Consider the following 18,166-nt stretch of genomic DNA (forward strand, 5'->3'; position numbering starts at 1 on the left):
CAGGGCCTGCCAAACGGCAGACCCTGTTTTTATAGGAAACCTAACGGTCCCGGGTATCTAAGAAATTAGATAGCCTGGATGTTGGTGGCCTGGGGACCCTTGGGGCCCTGCTCGGTTTCGAAGGAGACCTTCTGGTTCTCTTCGAGGGAGCGGAAGCCGGAGGAGTTGATCGCAGAGTAGTGTGCGAAAACGTCCTGTGAGGAGTCATCGGGGGAAATGAAGCCGAAGCCCTTTTCAGCGTTAAACCATTTGACGGTACCAGTAGCCATTATTTATGTCCTTCGTGAAGGTGGAGGAACTGTCCCGACTTTCGGGTCCTCCGGTGTGGGGTGTTCAAAACCGCTACTTCAGAAGAACGAGGACTTTCGACCCCGCGTACTGCCTGAACTACCAAATACAAACACAACAACGATCTCTACTGTACACGGGTTTTCAGAGCGGATTTACCACGGGCATCAGCGGGATGTCCGGGACGGTGATGGACCGCGGCCCATCGAACCCCTGCATGAACACCGTGACGAAGCTGAGCGACACCGTGCCGCCGGATTCGGGCAGCTGGTTCTCGAAGTTGATGGTCCCCTTGCGCTGGCCCCCGGGCGGTATGTCGGGCTGCCAGGTGCTGCGGAAGGAATCAGCGTCGAACGTCGTGCCGTCCGGGCCGGTGAGGACGGCGTTGTGAAACAGCGGCAGTGACATGGAGCTGCCGGTGCCGTTCCGCACATGGATCTCCACCCGCGTGAAATGTGCGGTGCTCTGGATGCTGAGGACGGTCACCGTGACGCCCTGTGTTTCCGTCACCACCTGACGGGCCAGCCGTTGGGTGCCTTCCTCGTTCCCGGAAAAATAGCCGACGGCGTAACTCGCCCCGGCGGCCAGCAGCCACCCGCCGCCGCCGAGCAGGAGCAGCGTCACCAGCACTGTGGCGATGACCGGACGTGACCGTGGCGCAGCACGCGGTATGCCCTCAGCCGGCCCGGAAGGATGCGCGGTCCCGGCGCCATAGGATCCTCCACGGCTATCCGGGCGGCCCGGCCTCACCGGGCGCGCGGGCCGTGTCGGCTGGCCGAGGCTGGACGGCCGGTACTGCGGTTTAGGCCGTTTAGGTGCGGGCTGCGCCTTGTCTTTGAGGTAATCCAGCGCCTCCCCGCCCAGGGCAACGGCCAGGCCCATCGCCGGTGTGACGAACCACGTCCAGGTGGGCGTGAGCTCGGTCAGGAAAGCGGTCAGACTGTTGCCGATCAGCCCCACCACATTGATCGCGGCGGCGAAGAGCAGCGCCGAGCCTAGCCCCTTTTTCCTTGCAGCCGCCGGGGCGGTCTGGGGCCCCTCCCACCCGCCGGCTGCGGGCGGCGGTGCGCTGCCGCCGTCGTACGTCCCTTCAACAAAGCGGAGCCTGACCTGCCCGAACCGGACCTCATCGCCGTCGGTGAGTTCGGTGGGAGAGGTGATGGCGCGGCCGTTGACCCAGGTGCCGTTGCGCGAGTTTTGGTCGTCGAGGATGGTCCGGCCGTCAACCGAGGTCAGCAGGGCGTGCCGGCGGCTCACACCGGAAGCGGGCAGGCGCAGCCGTGAACCCTCGTCGCTGCCAACGGTCGTTTTGCCGTGCGGGATCACAATCCGGGTCCCCGCCGCCTCCCCGTTGACGACGACGAACGCGCTCCGCAACCCCGATGCATCCACGACTTCCCCGACCAGCCAGGAGGGCGCCGGCCCCCGAAAGGAGAAACACCGCCGCCGGCTCTGGCGGACGGCTTACTGTAAGTCTCCTCGTGGCGGGTGGGGCTGACAAGGAACGCGAAAAAGGGCCGCCCGGGACTTTTGCGCGGGCTTGCGCGGGCTTCGGCGGGGTGCGGACGTTCGTGCAGGTGGTAGCCGGTCAGGTGGCTCCGGCGCTTCCGGGGCTGTTTCCTAATGTCGGGACCATCGACCCTGCTCCCTGGCGGCCGGGTAGGCAACGCTTGCGTCAGCGCAACCTACCGGACGGCCCTGTCCGCGTTCACGCGGCCATACGCCCAGTACGTGCCCGTGCCGGAAATCTTGTCGGCGGTGGACTCCACATTTGCGCGGACGGATTGTTGCGTGGCGCCGGGATGCGAGCTCCAGGCAAGCGCGGCTGTGGCAGCGACGATGGGTGAGGACATTGAGGTGCCGTTGCCGACGTCGTACCCGAAGGAGCGGTTGTTCTGCGTCCCGAGGACGAAGGTGTGGTTCGGGAACGTCGAATACACATTGACTCCGGGCGCTGCGACGTCCACCCAGCTGGCTCCGTAGGTGGAGAAGGATGCCTTGGCGTCGGTGTTGTCGGTAGCGGCGACGGCAATAACGTTGGGGTATGCGCCCGGGTAGATCTTGGTCTGGTTGCCGCCGTTGCCTGCTGCGGCAACCAGCACCACGCCCTGATTCCAGGCGTTATTGACGGCAGCTTCGAGGGTCCGCGACGCCCGTACTCCGATGCTCATGTTGATGACCTTCGCACCGTTGCTGACAGCCCAGTTGATGCCGTTCGCGAGGCCTGAGCTGGATCCGACGCCGCTGTCGTTGAGCACTTTGCCGGCCAGGATCGTGCAACCCGGGCACACCCCGGCTACACCCATCGTGTTGTTGGCAGTGGCGGCAACGGTACCGGCGACGTGGGTGCCGTGGCCGTAATTGTCTTCGTTGGTGGCCGCACCGCTGTAGTTGGCGCGTGCAACAACTTTCGGGTTGATGTCCGGGTTGTCGCTTGCGACGCCTGAATCGAGAACGGCAACCTTTATGCCGCTACCGGTGGTGACGTTCCAGGCTTCCACGGCGTCGACGTCGGCGTCCGCTTTCCCTCCGGCGACGGACAGGGTGCCGGCGGTGTTGGTGAATGACTGACCGCTGTTTTGCAGGGCGTACTGGCGGGGGAAATACTCGTCCGACGTAGCGGCGGTGACCAACTCGTCCGGCTCGGCGTACTCCACAGCCGGGTTCCGGCCCAAGGCGTCAATGAGTTGAAGTTCTTTGCCGGCCGGTACTTTGATGAGCTGGGCGCCGGTGCTGCCGATGCCCGGGCCTTCGCTGAGGCCGTGCCCGCGCAGCACGCCGGCCGCCGCACCGGGGTCGCGGAATTTGACCATGATCTGGCCCGTGACGGGTGACGACTGGGCCGCCGCGCTACTCGGAACTGCTGCGGCAATTCCGCCGAGGCCCATGACTAGCGCTGCGAAACCGGCTACAAGGATCCTTTTCATTCAGTTATCTTGCGGCAAACTTCAGCAGCTGGATAGAGGCAGAGGGCGAGACAACACATGGGTCTTCCGTTCGACGACGGCTCCACGCCTGAGCCGGTGGTTGAGCCTGCTGAGACCTGGTGGTTCAATGGTCCGGCTCCTGAGCGAAGAACCGCAGAGCCCTGTCGGCCACGAGTTCAGGCCGGTGGTCAGCAAGGAAATGCCCCTCACCGGGCAAAATCTCCGTGGTCACATTACCGCCGCGTCCGGGGCGATGGCCCATCCCCTGCAGGGTCCCGGATGGTTCCATGGCTCCGGTAAGGACGAGGGTCCGCACGGCAAAATCGCGTCTGGCGTAGGCGCCGAAGATAATAGCCATGAACGCCGGGAGGATCGTGGCACGATATAGGGCCGAGCCTGCGAGGGCCCTCTCGCGCTGGGCCATTGCCGCGTAGTAGAGCTGGATGTCCTCCTCCTTGACTCCGCCAGCAGGCTCGAAGGCCGTGAAGAGGTGCCGCACAACTTTTTCGTTCTGCTGCACGCGCGGACCGATCCCCGGAGCCGCGATCGCGAAGGCGTGCCACAGCTTGGGGAAGAGTCCCAGCAGCCGGGCGTTTGGCCTAATGTGCACATCAGGGGCGCCCGTGACAACGAGAGCCTCCACCAGGTCGGGCCGGTCCATGGCCAGTTGCTGGCCAATGATGGCGCCCCAGTCGTGGGTCAGGAACCGCGCCCGCGTGATATCCAGTGTGGCCATGAGCTGGACGATGTCATCGACAAGGGTGCGGGCCTCGTAGCCTTTCGTGGGGGCGTCGGTCCAGCCGAAGCCCCGCTGGTCCACGGCGACTACCCGGTAGTGCTCGGCCAGGTGCGGGATGACGCCATGCCACTCCCACCAGTTCTGCGGGAATCCATGGAGCAGGAGAAGCGGCTGCCCCCGCCCCGCCTCCGCTACGTGCATCCGTAACCCACGCACATCTATCCATCGGTGGGTCACGCCCGCAAGGTGCGGCATGGCAATTCCGGCAACGACGCCGCCTGGCCCTTCCATGCACTCAAAATACTCCGTCTGTACCGGGCACCCAAGGGCTCCACGTCGAACTAGTGCTGTTTCTTGAGGGCACGTACGACGACGATGTGCAGCGTCCGCTGCTCGATGGCCGGGCGCCGTTCCGGGCACTACTTGAGGCTGAGCACCTCGTCGATCGGGCGGCCGTTGACGAACACCCGGGCGCTCGTGGCCCCGGCCGCTGCCATGGCCGTGTACTCCAGCTGTGCCTTCGCCCGGGGGATGTCGCACACACCACCCAGCATGAACTGCCCGGTGAGGTAGATCGTGATCGTGCTGCCGTCCAACTCCCCGCCAACGTAGCTGAGGTTCGACTGGTACAGGACGTTCACGAGCCCTGACAGTCCGACGTCGCGGCTCTTGTTCGCGAGCAGCGTCCCGACGCTGGGGCCCACCTGGTCCGTGAAGCGGACCGGAGCCGTGGTGGTAGCGACGAGGCTGTCACCGCAGCCGATCAACGGCCCGGAAACACCGGCGTCGCCGACGGCGACGTAGTAGATGGTCAGCGGGGCCACCTGCTCCGGGAGCCCGGTGGAGGTAGGTTCCGCCGTCGCCGTCGGGCTCGCAGGAGCGGACGACGGCGGGGTAGTCGCTGTAGGGGTCGGGGTGACCGACGGGGTGGTCGCGGACGGGCTTGCGGTCGTGGTCGGCGCGGCGGAGCTACTCGCGGGCGACGACGTCGTAGTCGCGGCGGCGGACGTGCTCGTGGGCGCCGGAGCCGGCGGGCCGAAGCAGCCCGAGAGCCCGAACAGGGCACAGACCCCGAGAACGCTGAATGCCGTAAGCCTGGGCCTGGTCATGATGCCCCCTTTGGTGCGGGCCCAGCATTTTCGGAGCCCTGCTTCAACCTACGCCTGAAGGTTCCTCCGGAACAGGGGCTTAAGTCCGGCGTCGATGGCGGCTCCGGGCAGGCCGGAAGCGCCTATCACTCAGCTTGCCGGCTTCCGCGATGGTCCCCCGGGCCGCCCCTTCCTCCGGAGTACATACCTCGCGGTGAGGGCTGCAAGAAGGCCGGCGAGAGTCACCAGTTGCACTTCGTCAAAGGACAGCCCGTCAATGTTCGGCTGCAATTCTTCTTCCGTCGCCCAGCCGAACCAGACTTCGCTAACTAGTATCCCCGCAAGGAAATAGGCAGCGGCCGAGTAGAGCCACAGCCAGCGCGTGATGCCTCGCCCGACGATCAGGTGCGCCACAACGCCGAAGGCCAGCGCCATGACCGCAAGCAGTGCCAAACCTGCAATTCCCAGGTCCCATTGCGCCACCGCCAATCACCTCCCCGCCACTCTTCCTGCCATGAGTCTCCTCGTTCGGACTTCATGAACGTAGAGCCGATGGTCCCCGATACCCGCTGATTCCGCGGCACCGCGTGAGAGAGGGTTTCCCGTTTCGGCCCCGGGAGTGAGAGAGCGTCCGGAGGAAAGGGTGCCAAAAGTGAGAGAGCGTCCGGGGGAAAGGGTGCCAAAAGTGAGAGAGCGTCCGGGGTAACGGGTGCCAAAAGTGAGAGAGCGTCCGTCGAAAAGGGGAAAGAACTGAGAGAGCGTTGGAGGGGGCTAGAGCGAGGCGCCGCCGCAGATCACGTAGTTCTGGCCGGTGATGGACTTCCCGTGCGGGCCCAGCAGGAACGCGGCCAGCGCGGCCACGTCCTCCGGGTCCACCAGGGCACCGAGGGCCGGCATCCGCACCGGGGTGGCTGCCCGGCCGGGATCGTTCAGCATCGGAGTGTCGGTCGGGCCCGGGGAGAGCACGTTCACGGTAATCCCCCGCGGCGCGAGTTCCTGCGCCCACGTCCGTCCCAGCCCCATCAGCGCAGCCTTCGTCGCAGCGTAATGACTCTTGCCCGGCATCCCGGTGGAGGTGCGGCTGCCCAGCAGCAGCACCCGCCCGCCGTCGGGCATGGAGGGCACCAAAGCGTTGGCCAGCACGCTGGCCGCCGCCACGTGGACAGTGAACATTCCGGCCAGCGCAGACGGGTCCAGCTCGCCCAAGGGCGCGGTCCGCTGGAACCCGGCGGCGTGCACCAGCGCATCCGCCGGCCGCAGCCCGGCCAGCGCACCGGGCAGGGATTCCGGTTCGGAGAGATCAGCCCGCAGCCACCGAAACCCCTTCCCCAACGAAGACTCGCTGCGGCTCAGGCCGGTCACCCGCCACCCGTCGGCAAGCAGTCGCTGAGCTATCGCTTTGCCGATTCCCGAGCTGGTGCCGGTGACAACGGCGTGCTGTGTCATTCGTCCCCGCCGGGAGTGGTGGTGCCTTCGTACGCCCACTGCGGGTCAACCCGGACGAACTTGATGGCCTGCCGGAAGTACGTGTAGGCGATGTTCAGGGCACCGTCCGGGCCCTGGTGGATGGACGGGTAGGAGTACTCGCGGTTGAGCCCGTCGCGGGAGTTGTTGGACAGGCAGTACCCGTCCCCCACGTCCAGGTTCCGTCGGATCGGCCACGAACGGCCCGAGTCCTCGGAGATTGCCAGCGTCATCGGCGAGCGCGGCGTGCCCCAGAAGGCGCGCTTCACGCCGTCGTCCTCGGAGAAAGCTGCAGCATCCGGCTCGGCGAGCTGGCCCTGCTCCTCGGCCAGGCCGTCGTCGTCGATCTCGTCGTAGAGGGACAGCCGGCGCTCGGTGTTTTCCTCCGCCCGGCTGTGGTTGTACACGAGCGCCAGGCGGCCGTCGGCGAGCGCGGTGAACTGGATGGAGGAGTTGTTGTTGGGCAGCTCGGTGGGGACCGGCTCGCTCCAGGTGGAGCCGTCGTCGGTAGAGCGGGATTCGTAGATCGAGTCCGCCCAGCGGCTGCGGAACAGGGCCAGCAGGGTTCCGTCGGCCACCGGCTGGATGTTCATGTGGACGCAGCCCAGGCTCCCCGGCAGCACGTGCTCGGTCCACGTGGCGCCGGCGTCGTCGGAGATCATCACGGCGCTGTCGTCGCTGTTGCCCACCCACTTCTCCCCCGGCGTGGTGATGCACCGGAAGATCGGGACGATCAGGCGGCCGGACGGCAGCACGACGGGGAGCTGGCGGACAAACACGCCGCCGGTCTCGTTCGCGGGGAACAGCGTCTCCACCTCGCCCCAGGTGCGGCCGCCATCCGTGGACGTACGACGGCGGACCTCGGCGGTGTCCTGGTTGCCCGCCTTTTGCGCGGTGTACAGCAGCCACAGCGCGCCGTTTGGCGCGGTGAACAGGATGGGGTTCTGCTCGGAGCGGGTGGAATCGTCGGAGAGCTGCTGCGGTGCGGACCACTGGCTGCTGCCGGGCTCCAGCGTGGAGAACCAGATGGAGATGTCCGGCACGCCTTCCTGGGTGCCGCCGAACCAGACACAGCCCAGCCGGCCGTCCGGCAGGGTGAGGAGGTTGGCGGCGTGGCTCTGCACGGTGGGCGCCGGGAGGTAGGCGAAGTCCGCGCCGTCGGCCCGCTTTACGGCCCCGTCCGGGGTGATGGTGCTGTAGTCGTCCGTGGTGGTGTTCTGCATCGGGTTCAGCTTTCCTTGGTTCCGGCATCGGAGCGGGCGGCGTCGAGGTGGGCCTTGGCGATCTGTTCCAGGTGCGTCAGGTCCGAGGCGACGGTGGTGAAGGTGTAGCCCTGGCGCAGCCGGAGTGCCGCCACCTCCCCCGCAGCTGTGTGGATGCCGGCGGCGATGCCCGCGGAGGCGGCGGCCTCGGCGATGGCCTCCAGCGCGGCGTTGAATTCGGTCTCGATGGCCGGGTCCCCCGGGAAGGCGCCGCCCACGGCGATGGCCAGGTCCGACGGTCCCACGTAGATGCCGTCCAGGCCGGGCGTGGCGCAGATTTCCTTGACGTTGGCCAGGCCGTCCGGCGTCTCGATCATGGCGAACACCAGGGTGGCGGCGTTGGAGTCCGCCGGCTTCGGCCCGATCCGCAGCGCCGAGCGCATCGGACCATAGGAACGGCCGCCCATGGGCGGGTACTTGGCGGCGGCCACCGCGGCGGCGGCGTCCGCCGCGGTGTTGACCAGCGGAACGATGACGCCCACGGCGCCGGCGTCCAGCGCCTTGCCGATGGCGGTCAGGTTGTTGTCCTCCACCCGGACCATGCCGACGGCGGTGTGCCCGGCGTCGATGGCCATCAGCCCTTTCAGCACTCCCGAGTAGCCGAGCAGTCCGTGCTGGGCGTCCAGGGCCACGTAGTCGTAGCCCAGCCGGCCGATGCGTTCGGTGGCCACGGGCGCGTCCAGCACGGCCCAGTAGCCCACCGCCTGTTCCCGGGCGCGGATCTTGCGGGCGAATTCGAGGGCCAGTTCGGATGTCATCAGAGTCCTTCAGTTTCGGTGATCGGTTCAGGAAGCAAGTAAGCGTCAGCGGTTGTAGGCGGGCATGGGGCCGCGGAGTCCGGTGCCCACGGCGTCGCAGGCGTCCACGACGTCGGCCGGCAGCGGCCCGTTGGCCACGGCGGCGATGTTGGCGCGGAGCTGTTCCACCTTGGAACCGCCCAGCAGCATGGAGCCCACGCCGTCCCGGTAGGCGAGCCAGCGCAGGGAGAGCTCGGCCAGCGTGATGCCGGCGCCCTCAGCGATGCGCGCGAGTTCCTCGATGGCGTCGAAGAGCTGCCGGTCCCAGTAGCGCTGGGTGTACATGGCCGCCAGCTTGGAATCGCCGTAGCGGCCCTCGGTGGGTTTGGCGTCGAAGCTGTGCTTTCCGGTGAGCAGGCCGCCGCCCAGCGGGTTGTAGACCATGGTGTGCACGTTGTGGGTGGCCGCGAATTCGAGGTATTCCTCCTCCACCCGTCGCGCCACCAGGTTGTACAGCTGCTGCGCGACGACGGGCCGCGGCGCCCCCACTTCACGCGCCGTGTGGATGACGTCGGCAATCTGCCAGGCGGCGAAGTTGGAGACGCCCAGCGCGCCGATCTTCCCTTCGGCAAACAGCTCGGCCACCGTGGCCAGTGTGTCCTGCAGGGGTGTGAGGCGGTCCGGCTGGTGCAGGTAGAACAGGTCGATGCTGTCCACGCCGAGCCGGCGGAGGCTGCCTTCCACGCTGTTGCGCAGTCCGGCCGGGGACAGCGGCGAGTGCTCGCCGTGGTCCGGGTGCGGCATACCCGCCTTGGACGCCAAAACAATCTCGCCGCGCCGCCCCTTGAGGAGCCGGGAAAGCATTTCCTCGGTGGTTCCCCCGACGTAGGCGTTGGCGGTGTCGATGGTGGTGATGCCGGCGTCGAGCGCTTCCTCCACCATCCGTCCCGCGGTGACTTCGTCGACCGTGTCGCCGAACGTCATGGTTCCCAGAACCAGCCGGGAGATGGGAAGTTTCAGGCCGTCCACCTGGGCGCCTTCGGGCTGCTTGCTCATGCGTTGATTCCTTGCGGTTGCGTTGGTCAGAAAGTACAGAAGGGCTAGCTTGCCTGGTTGGCGAGCGCCAGGGAGCGGACCAGGTGCCGCGGCTTCAGGCCCGTCATGGTGGAGGGGTCCAGCGCGGCGCGGCGGAGTTTGCGGGTGTAGTCCTCCTTGGGGGCGGTCAGGACGGACGCGGTGGAGCCGTATTCAACCAGCTTGCCGCGCTGCATCACCATGACGCTATCGCTGATTTCCTGCACCACGCCAAGGTTGTGCGAGATGAATACGTAGGTGATTCCCGTTTCGTCCTGGATGGATCTGAGCAGCCGCAGCACCTGGGCCTGCACGGAGACGTCCAGCGCGCTGGTGGCTTCGTCGCAGACCAGCAGTTCGGGCTTGGACGCCAGGGCCCGGGCAATTCCGATCCGCTGGCGCTGGCCGCCGGAAAACTCGGAGGGGTGCTTGTCCAGGGACGCGACGGGCAGGCCCACCTGGTCGATCAGCTTGGCGGCCGCCTTGTGCCGCTCCGCCTTGGACCGGACGCCCTGCAGCTTCAGCGGCTCGGCCACAATTTCCTGCGCCGTCATGTGCGGGTCCAGGGAACCGTAGGGGTCCTGGAACACCATCTGGAACTTGGAGCGCAGCGGCCGCAGCTTCGCCTCGCTCATGGCCGCGATGTCCGTTCCGTCCAGCTCGATGCGCCCGCTGGTGGGGGTGACCAGCCGCATCAGCGCTTTGGCGATGGTGGACTTTCCGCAGCCGGATTCACCCACCACGGCGATCGTCTTGCCTTTGTCCACGGAGAAGGACACATCGTCAACGGCCCGGAAGGTGCCGCCCGGCACGTGGTAGTCCACCACGAGGTTTTCGACGGCGAGGAACGGCTTAGTCATGGCTTGCTCCAGTTGTGGTCAGGGTGGTGGCGTTGGGCGTTTCGTCCCAGGGCCCCAGGACGGGAACGGCTGCCAGCAGCGCCCGGGTGTACTCGGTGGCGGGGTGGTCCACGATCTGCTGGACGTCCCCGGATTCGACGAACCGGCCGTCCTTCATCACGTGGATGCGGTCCGAGATCAGCCGGGCCACGCCAAGGTCGTGTGTGATCATCAGGATGCCGATGCCGCGCTGTTCCTGCAGTTCCAGGAGCAGGTCCAGGATGCCGCCCTGCACGGTGACGTCCAGGGCCGACGTCGGCTCGTCCGCCACCAGCAGTTGCGGTTCGCTGGCCAGCGCGATGGCGATCAGCACACGCTGCAGCATGCCGCCGGAGAGCTGGTGCGGGTACTTCTTCAGCTGCTTCTCCGGGGTGGGGATGTGCACCTGCTCGAGGAGCCGGATGGCCCGTGCCTTCACGGCGCCTTTGTCCTTGGCGGACGCTGCGCCGGCAATCCGGATGGCTTCGAAGAGCTGGCTGCCGATGGAGAGGACCGGGCTCAGCGCCGTCATGGGGTCCTGCGGGATCAGCGCCAGGGTCTTGCCGCGCACCTTCTCGATGGCTTTGGGGTCGGCGGTGACGTCCACGCCGTCGATCAGCACCGTGCCGGACAGCACCGCCAGGTCCTCGGGCAGCAGGCGGAGGATGCCCATCGCCGTCGTCGATTTACCGGAACCGGACTCACCGATGATGGTGACCGTCTCGCCCCGGTGGATGCTGAAGCTGACGGAGTCAACGGCCCGGATGATGCCGGCGTCGGTGATCAGTTCCACCTGGAAGTCGCGGACCTCCAGCAGCGGCTGCTCCGTGAAAGTAGGTTGTGCGGTCATGTCAGGCACCCTTCTTCTTGCGGCGGGGACGGTCGCGGAGGCCGTCGCCCAGCAGGTTGACGCCCACCACCATGAGCACGATCACCAGGCCGGGCAGGGTGACCATCCACCAGGAGGTGGTGATGTAGTCCTGGCCGTCGGAGATGATGCGGCCCCAGGTGGCGAAGGGGCGCTGCGGGCCGGCACCCAGGAAGCTGAGCGCGGATTCGAGCAGCACGGCCTGGGCCAGCAGGAGGAGAACCACCAGGGTGGCCTGCTTGATCACGTTGGGGATGATGTGCTGGACCAGGATCTGGATCCGGTGCAGGCCCAGGATCCGGGCGGCGGAGACGTAGGGCTTTTCGCGTTCCACCAGCACCATGGAGCGGGTGAGGCGGGCCACTTCGGGCCATTGGGCGATGGCGATCACGAAGGTGATCACCGGGATGGAGGGGCCGAACAGGGCCACCACCAGCAGCAGCATCATGAGCAGCGGCAGGGACATCTGGGCCTCCAGGAGGCGGGAGACGATGGTGTCCACCCAGCCGCCGAAGTAGCCGGCAGCCGAGCCGAGGATGATGCCGATGGCGCCGGAGACCAGCACTGCCAGCACGCCGATGGTCAGCGAGACCTGGCCGCCGTGCAGCACCCGGGAGAGGAGGTCGCGGCCCAGCTGGTCGGTGCCGAACAGGTGCCCGTCGGTGAGGGGCGGCAGGCGCCGGGCGGCGAGGTCCTGGAAGTTGGCGTCCGGCAGCGGCAGCACCTGGGCCAGGATGATGGGGATGATCACCAGCAGGGTGCAGACGGTGCCGACGATGAGCTTCCATTTGGCGGCATTCCGACGGCGGGTGGCACCGGCTTTGGCGATGTCCGCCTTGGTGACGGCGCTGGGGCTGGGCTGCCGGGCCGGTTGCCCGGCCGCTGTGGGGGTTGCGGTGTCGAGGCTCATGCTGTTGCCGCCTTTCCAAGACGAACGCGGGGATCAAGGAGCGGGTAGGCGAGGTCGATGAGCAGCTGGACGCCCACGGCCAGCAGCGCGGTGAGGAGGACCGTTGCCTGGATGAGGGGGTAGTCGCGGGTTTCGAGTGCACGGACGATCAGGGAGCCGACGCCGGGCCAGGCGAACACCACTTCCACCACCACCACGCCGTTGAGCATGGCGGCGAACCGGGTGCCCAGAGCCGTGAACACCGGGATGGCGGAGTTGCCCATGGCGTAGCGCCACGTGAGCACTGAGTTCTTGACGCCGCGGGACCGGGCCACGGTGAGGTACGGGGCGGCGAAGTTGGCGGTCATTTCCCGCCGGACCATCCGGGAGATCAGGGCGATCTGCAGGATGGCGATGGTGATGGTGGGGAGCACCAGGCCGCCCCAGGTGGCGAAGCCGGAGGCCGGGAAGATCGGAATCAGCACGGCGAAGCCGGTGAGGAGCATGATGCCGGTCCAGAAGTCGGGCATGGACTGCCCGGCGATGGTCAGCACGTTCACGCCGAGTTCCTTGCCGGTATCCGGGCGGCGGGACATCCACACGCCCAGCGGGATGGCCACCACGGCGGTGAGCAGGATGGACGCGGTGGCCAGGGTCAGCGTGTAGGGCATCCGCTCGGCCACCACCTGCATGGCGGGGGCCTGGAAGGAGTAGGACTGGCCCAGGTTGCCGGTGAACAGCTGCTGCAGGAAGATCCAGTACTGCTCCAGCACCGGCTTGTTAAGGCCGAACTGTTCCCGGACGGCGTCGAGCTGTTCGGTGGTGGCCAGCGGTCCGGCGTAGGAGACGGCGGGATCGCCCGGGGCCAGGCGGATCAGGACGAAGACGGTGGATACCGTGAGGAACACGGTCAGCAGGCCCTGTCCCAGGCGCTTCAGGATGTAGTTCGTCATGGCTTAGGCCTCCAGCCGGACATCAACGAGGGGGTAGGAGTTGGTGGGGGCCAGGCTGACGCCGGACACCCGCTTCCTTTGGGCGAGGACGGATTTGGGCACGAACGCCCAGGCACAGGGCCAGGTGTCCCAGATGGCCTGCTGTGCCGTGGCCAGCAGTTCCTGCCGGCGGGCCGGGTCCACCTCGGAGGAGGCGGCCTGGATCTTGGCCTGCACCTCCGGGACAACGTAACCCTGGTAGGTGTCGCGGGTCTTTTCCTTTTCCGGGGTGCCGGCGTACATGCCCTGCATCATGGTGATGGCCAGGCCGGTGGGGCTGCTGAAGCCGTTGCCCAGCAGGTCCCAGTCGCCCTGCTTGCCCTGGCGCCAGGCCAGGATGTTGCCGCCGGGTTCGAACTGCTGGAGCTCCGTCTTCACGCCGATGGCGCCGAACATCTCCACCAGGGCCTCCATCACCGAGGTGTCGGAGGCGAACTCGCCGGTTTCCCAGATGATCTTCAGGGTGAGGTCCTTGACGCCCAGCTCCGCGAGCCTGGCCTTTGCCTTCGCCGGGTCGTAGGTATACGTTCCGGTCTTGTGGTAGCCGGTGAGGCTGGACGGTGTGACGCCTTCGGCCGCGCTGACGGAGTCCACCAGCACGTCCTTGACCAGCGCTTCGCCGTCGATGGCCCAGCTGAGGGCCTCGCGGACGCGGACGTCGGCCAGCGGGTGGCCGGCGGGCTTGCGGAAGTTGTAGAAGATCTGGTTCAGCCGGAGGCTGGAGGCCTCTTTGAGTTCGACGCCGGGAAGTCCGGCCAGCTGTTCGCGCGAGTCCGGCGTGATGGAGTCGATGATGTCCACCTCGCCGCTGCGCAGCGCGATGACGCGGCTGGATTCCTCTGGGAGGAAGCGGACTTCCACGTTCTCCACCTGCGGTGCGGGACCCCAGTAGTTCGGGTTGCGCTGCAGGCTGTAGGTGCCGGCGCCGCGGTTGAACTTGGTGACCACGTACGGGCCGGTGCCCACGCCTTCCTGCAGTTCCTCCGGTTTGTTCTGCGCGGCGGGGGTAATCAGGATCATGCTCATGAGCGAGTCCAGGATGGGGACGGGCTTCTTGGAGACCATCTGGAAGGTGCGGTCATCCACCGGCACCACGACCGGGAATTCGGGGAAGAAGCCGGCCACGAAGGAGCCCTGCACCTGCTGGTACATCTTCAGGGCGGTGGCCACGTCCTCGATCTTGACGGGGCTGCCGTCCGAGTAGCGGATGCCTTCGCGGAGCCGGACGGTCCACTCGGTGGGCCCGGTCATCTCGAAGCGGTCCGCGAGGACCAGGATGGGCTTGGTTTCGGGGCCGATGGCGGTGAGGCCCTGGCGGACGGAGCGCTGCACGGTGACGGCGGCGTCGAACTGGTTGAGCTTGTTGTCCAGGCTGACCAGCGACCGGTTGAGGGCCAGGGTCAGGGTGCTGGGTCCCGGCAGGCCGGTGGGGCCGGCGCAGCCGGCGAGGCTTCCTGTGCCCAGCAGAAACCCGGCCGCGGCGCCGAACTGCAGCAGCCTGCGGCGGGAAATCTCACTTCCTTGAGGAAGAACGGTCATCGTTGACCTCTCGGTAGAACGGGGACGGCCTGCCGGTTTGGCTGCGCCGAATGTTGTCTCCATCACTTTGCCACTCCTGCGCAAATTGCGCAACCCCTCTAGCGCGATTCGCGCAATCGTGTCAGAATGAATGCATCCCCGCACCTGGCGGGGGTCCAGCCGACTACTGCGTGAGAGGAGCAATGTGGCTTCCGTATATGTGCAGGCCGACGATTTCTCCGGCGCCGCCGAGGTTGGCTACTGCTTTGTGGAGCATGGGCTGTCCGCGCAGGTCCTGCTGGGATCGGCCGTTCTTCCGGGAACGCACGACGGCGGCGCCCCCTCCGCCGGGCACGTCACCGATGTTGTGGTGACGGATACCCATTCGCGCGGACTTCCTGAAGCCGCCGCTGAAGCGCTGGTGGCGGGGGCTTTCTCCAGCCCTTCCGCCTCCGGCGCAGACGTGGCGTTCAAGAAGATCGACTCGCTGTGGCGCGGCAACATCCACGCCGAAGTGGCCGCCCTGACAGGCCTGGGATTCCACGCGGTTGTTGCCGGGGCACTTCCCCAGCTGCAGCGCTCGGTGCGGGACGGGAAGCCGGTTGTTGCCGGGACTCCCTTGGCGGAGACCGAGCTGTGGCAGGCCGAACTGTCCGCGCCGCCTGCCGATATTCCTTCCCTCCTCCGCCCGGAGGACCCGGCCTCGGTGCGGAGTCTGGACCTGGCCGAGGTTCGGTTCGGATCGGCCCGCGAGAAGCTCGCCGGGCTGCTGGAATCCGGGCAGCCGGCGCTGGTGGTGGCTGACGGCGAGACCGTCCAGGACCTGGAACACGTGGTGGACTCCCTGCTGGAGCTCGGCTTCACTGCCGGCGGCCGGCGTGTGGTGCTGATTGGTACCGGCGGAACTGCCGATGTCCTCGCGCAGCGATTGGCCGCTCAGTTTGCGCGAAATGCGCAATCCGGGGCGCGGGCTGAAGCAGCCACCGCGGAACCGCAGGGAAGCACCAGGCCGGTGCTCGCCGTCGTCGGCTCCGCGTCCGGGACCGCGCAGGCGCAACTGGCGCAGCTGGAAGCGCAGGGCTTCACGGTGGTCCGGCTGCACCCGCTGTACACGGGCGCAACCGGCGCGTACCAACCGGAGCTGGCCGAAGTCCGGCAGGCGCTGGCGGCCGGCACCAATGTGGCCGTCACCCTGGCCGCCGGCAAAGTGAACCCGGCAAAAGCCGCCGGCATCGTGCAGGCGCTGTCTGCCTTCGCGGCCCAGGCAGCCAAAGAAGCGGACGCTGACCTGATCCTCACCGGCGGTGAGACGGCCCGGGAAGTCCTGGACGCCGTCGGCCTCCACCGGCTGGTGCCGCTCGCGGCCGTGCAGCACGGGGCGGTGCTCAGCCGCGCCGATGACGGAACGCTGGTGGGCACCAAGCCCGGCAGCTTCGGCGATGACCTGGCCCTCCTGCAGCTTTACGACAAAATCCGGGAGCGCCGCGGCCAGCCCGCGCAGGCTCCCGCCAACACCCTTCCCAGCAAGACTTCCGAACGATCTGGAGCAGAAATGACAACCGCCGCAACGAGCAAGACCGAGCAGAACGCCCTTCCCATCGTGGCCGTCACCATGGGCGACGGCGCCGGGGTGGGGCCGGAGGTGGTGGTGGCCGCCGTGCTGGATCCGCAGAGCAACGCCGAGTGCCGGCCGGTGGTGATCGGCGACGCGCTGCGCCTGCGCCAGGCCGCGGATGTCCTGGGCATCGAGGCGGACATCCAGGTGATCGAGAACGTGGAGGACGCGGTGTTCACGCCGGGCCGGGTGAACGTGATCGACCTGGCGCTGCTGCCGGAGGACCTGCCGTGGGGGAAGCTCTCCCCCGTGGCCGGCCACGCCGCGTACGAGTACATCCGGGTGGCCAGCGAACTGGCCATGGCCGGGAGGGTGCAGGCCATCTGCACGGCGCCGCTGAACAAGGAGGCGCTGCACGCCGCCGGGCACATCTTCCCCGGGCACACCGAGCTGCTGGCGCAGCTGACGGGCACGGAGGAAGTGTCCATGATGCTGTCCACCCCCAAGATCCGGGTGATCCACGTGACCACGCACATCGGGCTGATGGACGCCATCCGCAAGATCAACCCGGACCTGGTGGAGCGCACTATCCGCCGCGGCCATGATGCCCTGGTCCGTGCGGGCATCCCGAACCCGAAGATCGGCGTCTGCGCCATCAACCCGCACGCCGGCGAGAACGGGCTGTTCGGCCAGGGCGAGGAAGCGGAGAAGATCGAACCTGGTGTGAAGGCCGCGCAGGCTGCCGGCATCGACGTCACGGGCCCGCTGCCCGCGGACACGCTGTTCTTCCTGGCCGGCCGCGGCGATTACGACCTGGTGGTGGCGATGTACCACGACCAGGGGCACGGGCCGGTGAAGGTGCTGGGCATCGAGGCCGGCGTGAACATCACGGTGGGTCTGCCGGTGATCCGCACGTCCGTGGACCACGGCACCGCCTTTGACATTGCCGGCAAGGCGATCGCGGATCCGCGCAGCATGGTGGAGGCGCTGCACCAGGCGGCGGAAATGGCCACCCGGCCCAGCGTGGCCGTGTAGCAACAGGGTTTTGTTGGGGGCCGGAACTAGCATGGTAACCACGCCCACGCGAAGGAGACCGGGAATGCTGAGCGCAAATGCCAGGCGCGAGGAGATCTACCACCTCGCCGTCACCACCGGCCTGGCCTCCGTGGAGGAACTGTCGGCCCGGTTCGAGGTGACGGCCTCCACCATCCGTCGGGACCTGGCGCTGCTGAACGGGCAGGGCCGGCTGGCGCGGACCTACGGCGGTGCGATGGCCTTGGGCGCGCACCCGGAGGCGTCGCTGCGGCAGCGCACGGGCGAGGCGTTTGAGCAGAAGCACGCGATTGCCCGCTGGGCGGCGTCCGTGATCCGGCCCGGGGAGAACATCCTGCTGGACGCCGGCTCCACCGTGGGTGCGCTGGCGCATGAGCTGCGGGGCTTCGAAAAGCTGTCCGTGACCACGCCGGGCATCAACACCATGCAGGAGCTGGCCGATTCGGAGGGCATCGAGGTGGACTGCCTGGGCGGCCGGCTGCGGAGCCTTTCGCAGAGTTTTGTAGGCCCCCTGGCCGAGGCGGCGCTGGAACGGATGAGCTTTGACCGCGTGTTCCTGGGCGCCGACGCCGTCACCGCCGAGGACGGCATCTGCGAGGCCGACCACGCCCAGACCCGGCTCAAGGAGCTGATGGCCCGGCGCGGGAATCTTGTGTATGTGCTGGCGGACTCATCCAAACTTGGCCTGCGGCCGTTCCATGCGTGGGCGCGTTTGGCGCTGCCGTGGACTTTGGTGACGGACGACGGCGCTGATCCGGGGCAGGTGGCGAAGTTTAGGGAGGCTGGGGTACAGGTAGAGGTGGCTGAGGTTTCGCCCGTCGGTTGAGCCTTTCA

18 protein-coding genes are annotated in these 18,166 nt (G+C 67.3%); 3 read left to right on the forward strand and 15 right to left on the reverse strand.

Annotated elements, in window-relative coordinates:
• Positions 1–65: 65 nt before the first annotated feature.
• The 5 genes from JOE31_RS17565 to JOE31_RS17585 form a co-directional block, all read right to left on the reverse strand.
• Complete coding sequence (locus JOE31_RS17565) at positions 66–269, reverse strand: cold-shock protein (RefSeq protein ID WP_011690916.1); 204 nt, start codon at positions 267–269, stop codon at positions 66–68.
• 163 nt (positions 270–432) lie between these two features.
• Positions 433–1,680, reverse strand: a complete 1,248-nt coding sequence (locus tag JOE31_RS17570; protein WP_209746783.1) for an FHA domain-containing protein — start codon at positions 1,678–1,680, stop codon at positions 433–435.
• A gap of 293 nt (positions 1,681–1,973) precedes the next feature.
• Entirely contained in the window at positions 1,974–3,215 is a 1,242-nt protein-coding gene (locus JOE31_RS17575) for a S8 family serine peptidase (RefSeq protein ID WP_209746785.1), read from the reverse strand.
• A gap of 124 nt (positions 3,216–3,339) precedes the next feature.
• Positions 3,340–4,245 (reverse strand): alpha/beta fold hydrolase, encoded by a 906-nt coding sequence (locus JOE31_RS17580; protein ID WP_245199242.1) that lies wholly within the window; start codon positions 4,243–4,245, stop codon positions 3,340–3,342.
• A 128-nt stretch (positions 4,246–4,373) separates the two neighbouring features.
• Positions 4,374–4,778 (reverse strand): hypothetical protein, encoded by a 405-nt coding sequence (locus JOE31_RS17585; RefSeq protein ID WP_209746787.1) that lies wholly within the window; start codon positions 4,776–4,778, stop codon positions 4,374–4,376.
• 16 nt (positions 4,779–4,794) lie between these two features.
• On the opposite strand from JOE31_RS17585, the gene JOE31_RS17590 reads away from it, so the two are divergent.
• Positions 4,795–5,121: a hypothetical protein gene (locus JOE31_RS17590; protein ID WP_209746789.1), complete on the forward strand. Its 327-nt coding sequence runs from the start codon at positions 4,795–4,797 to the stop codon at positions 5,119–5,121.
• A gap of 71 nt (positions 5,122–5,192) precedes the next feature.
• On the opposite strand, the gene JOE31_RS17595 is transcribed toward JOE31_RS17590, so the two are convergent.
• The 10 genes from JOE31_RS17595 to JOE31_RS17640 all read right to left on the reverse strand — a co-directional run bounded on the left by JOE31_RS17595 (position 5,193) and on the right by JOE31_RS17640 (position 14,745).
• Positions 5,193–5,525: a hypothetical protein gene (locus JOE31_RS17595; RefSeq protein WP_209746791.1), complete on the reverse strand. Its 333-nt coding sequence runs from the start codon at positions 5,523–5,525 to the stop codon at positions 5,193–5,195.
• A 288-nt stretch (positions 5,526–5,813) separates the two neighbouring features.
• On the reverse strand, positions 5,814–6,488 hold the full coding sequence (locus tag JOE31_RS17600) for an SDR family NAD(P)-dependent oxidoreductase (RefSeq protein WP_209746793.1): 675 nt from the start codon (positions 6,486–6,488) through the stop codon (positions 5,814–5,816).
• On the reverse strand, positions 6,485–7,729 hold the full coding sequence (locus JOE31_RS17605; protein WP_209746795.1) for an exo-alpha-sialidase: 1,245 nt from the start codon (positions 7,727–7,729) through the stop codon (positions 6,485–6,487). The genes JOE31_RS17600 and JOE31_RS17605 overlap by 4 nt, the downstream gene beginning before the upstream one ends.
• A 5-nt stretch (positions 7,730–7,734) precedes the next feature.
• Entirely contained in the window at positions 7,735–8,526 is a 792-nt protein-coding gene (locus tag JOE31_RS17610; protein ID WP_209746797.1) for an HpcH/HpaI aldolase/citrate lyase family protein, read from the reverse strand.
• 45 nt (positions 8,527–8,571) lie between these two features.
• Positions 8,572–9,561 (reverse strand): aldo/keto reductase, encoded by a 990-nt coding sequence (locus JOE31_RS17615; protein ID WP_209746799.1) that lies wholly within the window; start codon positions 9,559–9,561, stop codon positions 8,572–8,574.
• 44 nt (positions 9,562–9,605) lie between these two features.
• The gene (locus JOE31_RS17620; RefSeq protein WP_209746801.1) at positions 9,606–10,439 is read right to left on the reverse strand and encodes an ATP-binding cassette domain-containing protein; all 834 of its coding nucleotides are present in this window, start codon (positions 10,437–10,439) and stop codon (positions 9,606–9,608) included.
• Positions 10,432–11,307 (reverse strand): ABC transporter ATP-binding protein, encoded by an 876-nt coding sequence (locus JOE31_RS17625; protein WP_209746802.1) that lies wholly within the window; start codon positions 11,305–11,307, stop codon positions 10,432–10,434. The genes JOE31_RS17620 and JOE31_RS17625 overlap by 8 nt, the downstream gene beginning before the upstream one ends.
• Before the next feature lies 1 nt (position 11,308).
• Positions 11,309–12,235 (reverse strand): ABC transporter permease, encoded by a 927-nt coding sequence (locus JOE31_RS17630; protein WP_209746804.1) that lies wholly within the window; start codon positions 12,233–12,235, stop codon positions 11,309–11,311.
• Positions 12,232–13,167 (reverse strand): ABC transporter permease, encoded by a 936-nt coding sequence (locus JOE31_RS17635; protein WP_209746806.1) that lies wholly within the window; start codon positions 13,165–13,167, stop codon positions 12,232–12,234. Before JOE31_RS17635 ends, JOE31_RS17630 begins: the two co-directional genes overlap by 4 nt.
• Before the next feature lie 3 nt (positions 13,168–13,170).
• Positions 13,171–14,745: an ABC transporter substrate-binding protein gene (locus tag JOE31_RS17640; protein WP_209746808.1), complete on the reverse strand. Its 1,575-nt coding sequence runs from the start codon at positions 14,743–14,745 to the stop codon at positions 13,171–13,173.
• Positions 14,746–14,929: 184 nt separating this feature from the next.
• On the opposite strand from JOE31_RS17640, the gene pdxA reads away from it, so the two are divergent.
• Positions 14,930–17,314, forward strand: coding sequence for a 4-hydroxythreonine-4-phosphate dehydrogenase PdxA (pdxA, locus tag JOE31_RS17645; RefSeq protein WP_209746810.1), 2,385 nt, complete (start codon positions 14,930–14,932; stop codon positions 17,312–17,314).
• A gap of 64 nt (positions 17,315–17,378) precedes the next feature.
• A complete protein-coding gene (locus JOE31_RS17650) occupies positions 17,379–18,158 on the forward strand; it encodes a DeoR/GlpR family DNA-binding transcription regulator (protein WP_209746812.1) in 780 nt (259 codons plus the stop codon).
• Positions 18,159–18,166 lie beyond the last annotated feature (8 nt).

This window comes from Arthrobacter sp. PvP023, assembly GCF_017832975.1.
Taxonomy (GTDB): domain Bacteria; phylum Actinomycetota; class Actinomycetes; order Actinomycetales; family Micrococcaceae; genus Arthrobacter.

What these genes read in the sequence shown, in the direction of transcription:
- JOE31_RS17565 (WP_011690916.1), bottom strand. Translation starts at nt 269, where the DNA reads ATGGCTACTGGTACCGTCAAATGGTTTAACGCTGAAAAGGGCTTCGGC.
- JOE31_RS17575 (WP_209746785.1), bottom strand. Translation starts at nt 3,215, where the DNA reads ATGAAAAGGATCCTTGTAGCCGGTTTCGCAGCGCTAGTCATGGGCCTC.
- JOE31_RS17580 (WP_245199242.1), bottom strand. Translation starts at nt 4,245, where the DNA reads ATGGAAGGGCCAGGCGGCGTCGTTGCCGGAATTGCCATGCCGCACCTT.
- JOE31_RS17600 (WP_209746793.1), bottom strand. Translation starts at nt 6,488, where the DNA reads ATGACACAGCACGCCGTTGTCACCGGCACCAGCTCGGGAATCGGCAAA.
- JOE31_RS17605 (WP_209746795.1), bottom strand. Translation starts at nt 7,729, where the DNA reads ATGCAGAACACCACCACGGACGACTACAGCACCATCACCCCGGACGGG.
- JOE31_RS17610 (WP_209746797.1), bottom strand. Translation starts at nt 8,526, where the DNA reads ATGACATCCGAACTGGCCCTCGAATTCGCCCGCAAGATCCGCGCCCGG.
- JOE31_RS17615 (WP_209746799.1), bottom strand. Translation starts at nt 9,561, where the DNA reads ATGAGCAAGCAGCCCGAAGGCGCCCAGGTGGACGGCCTGAAACTTCCC.
- JOE31_RS17620 (WP_209746801.1), bottom strand. Translation starts at nt 10,439, where the DNA reads ATGACTAAGCCGTTCCTCGCCGTCGAAAACCTCGTGGTGGACTACCAC.
- JOE31_RS17625 (WP_209746802.1), bottom strand. Translation starts at nt 11,307, where the DNA reads ATGACCGCACAACCTACTTTCACGGAGCAGCCGCTGCTGGAGGTCCGC.
- JOE31_RS17630 (WP_209746804.1), bottom strand. Translation starts at nt 12,235, where the DNA reads ATGAGCCTCGACACCGCAACCCCCACAGCGGCCGGGCAACCGGCCCGG.
- JOE31_RS17635 (WP_209746806.1), bottom strand. Translation starts at nt 13,167, where the DNA reads ATGACGAACTACATCCTGAAGCGCCTGGGACAGGGCCTGCTGACCGTG.
- JOE31_RS17640 (WP_209746808.1), bottom strand. Translation starts at nt 14,745, where the DNA reads ATGACCGTTCTTCCTCAAGGAAGTGAGATTTCCCGCCGCAGGCTGCTG.
- JOE31_RS17650 (WP_209746812.1), top strand. Translation starts at nt 17,379, where the DNA reads ATGCTGAGCGCAAATGCCAGGCGCGAGGAGATCTACCACCTCGCCGTC.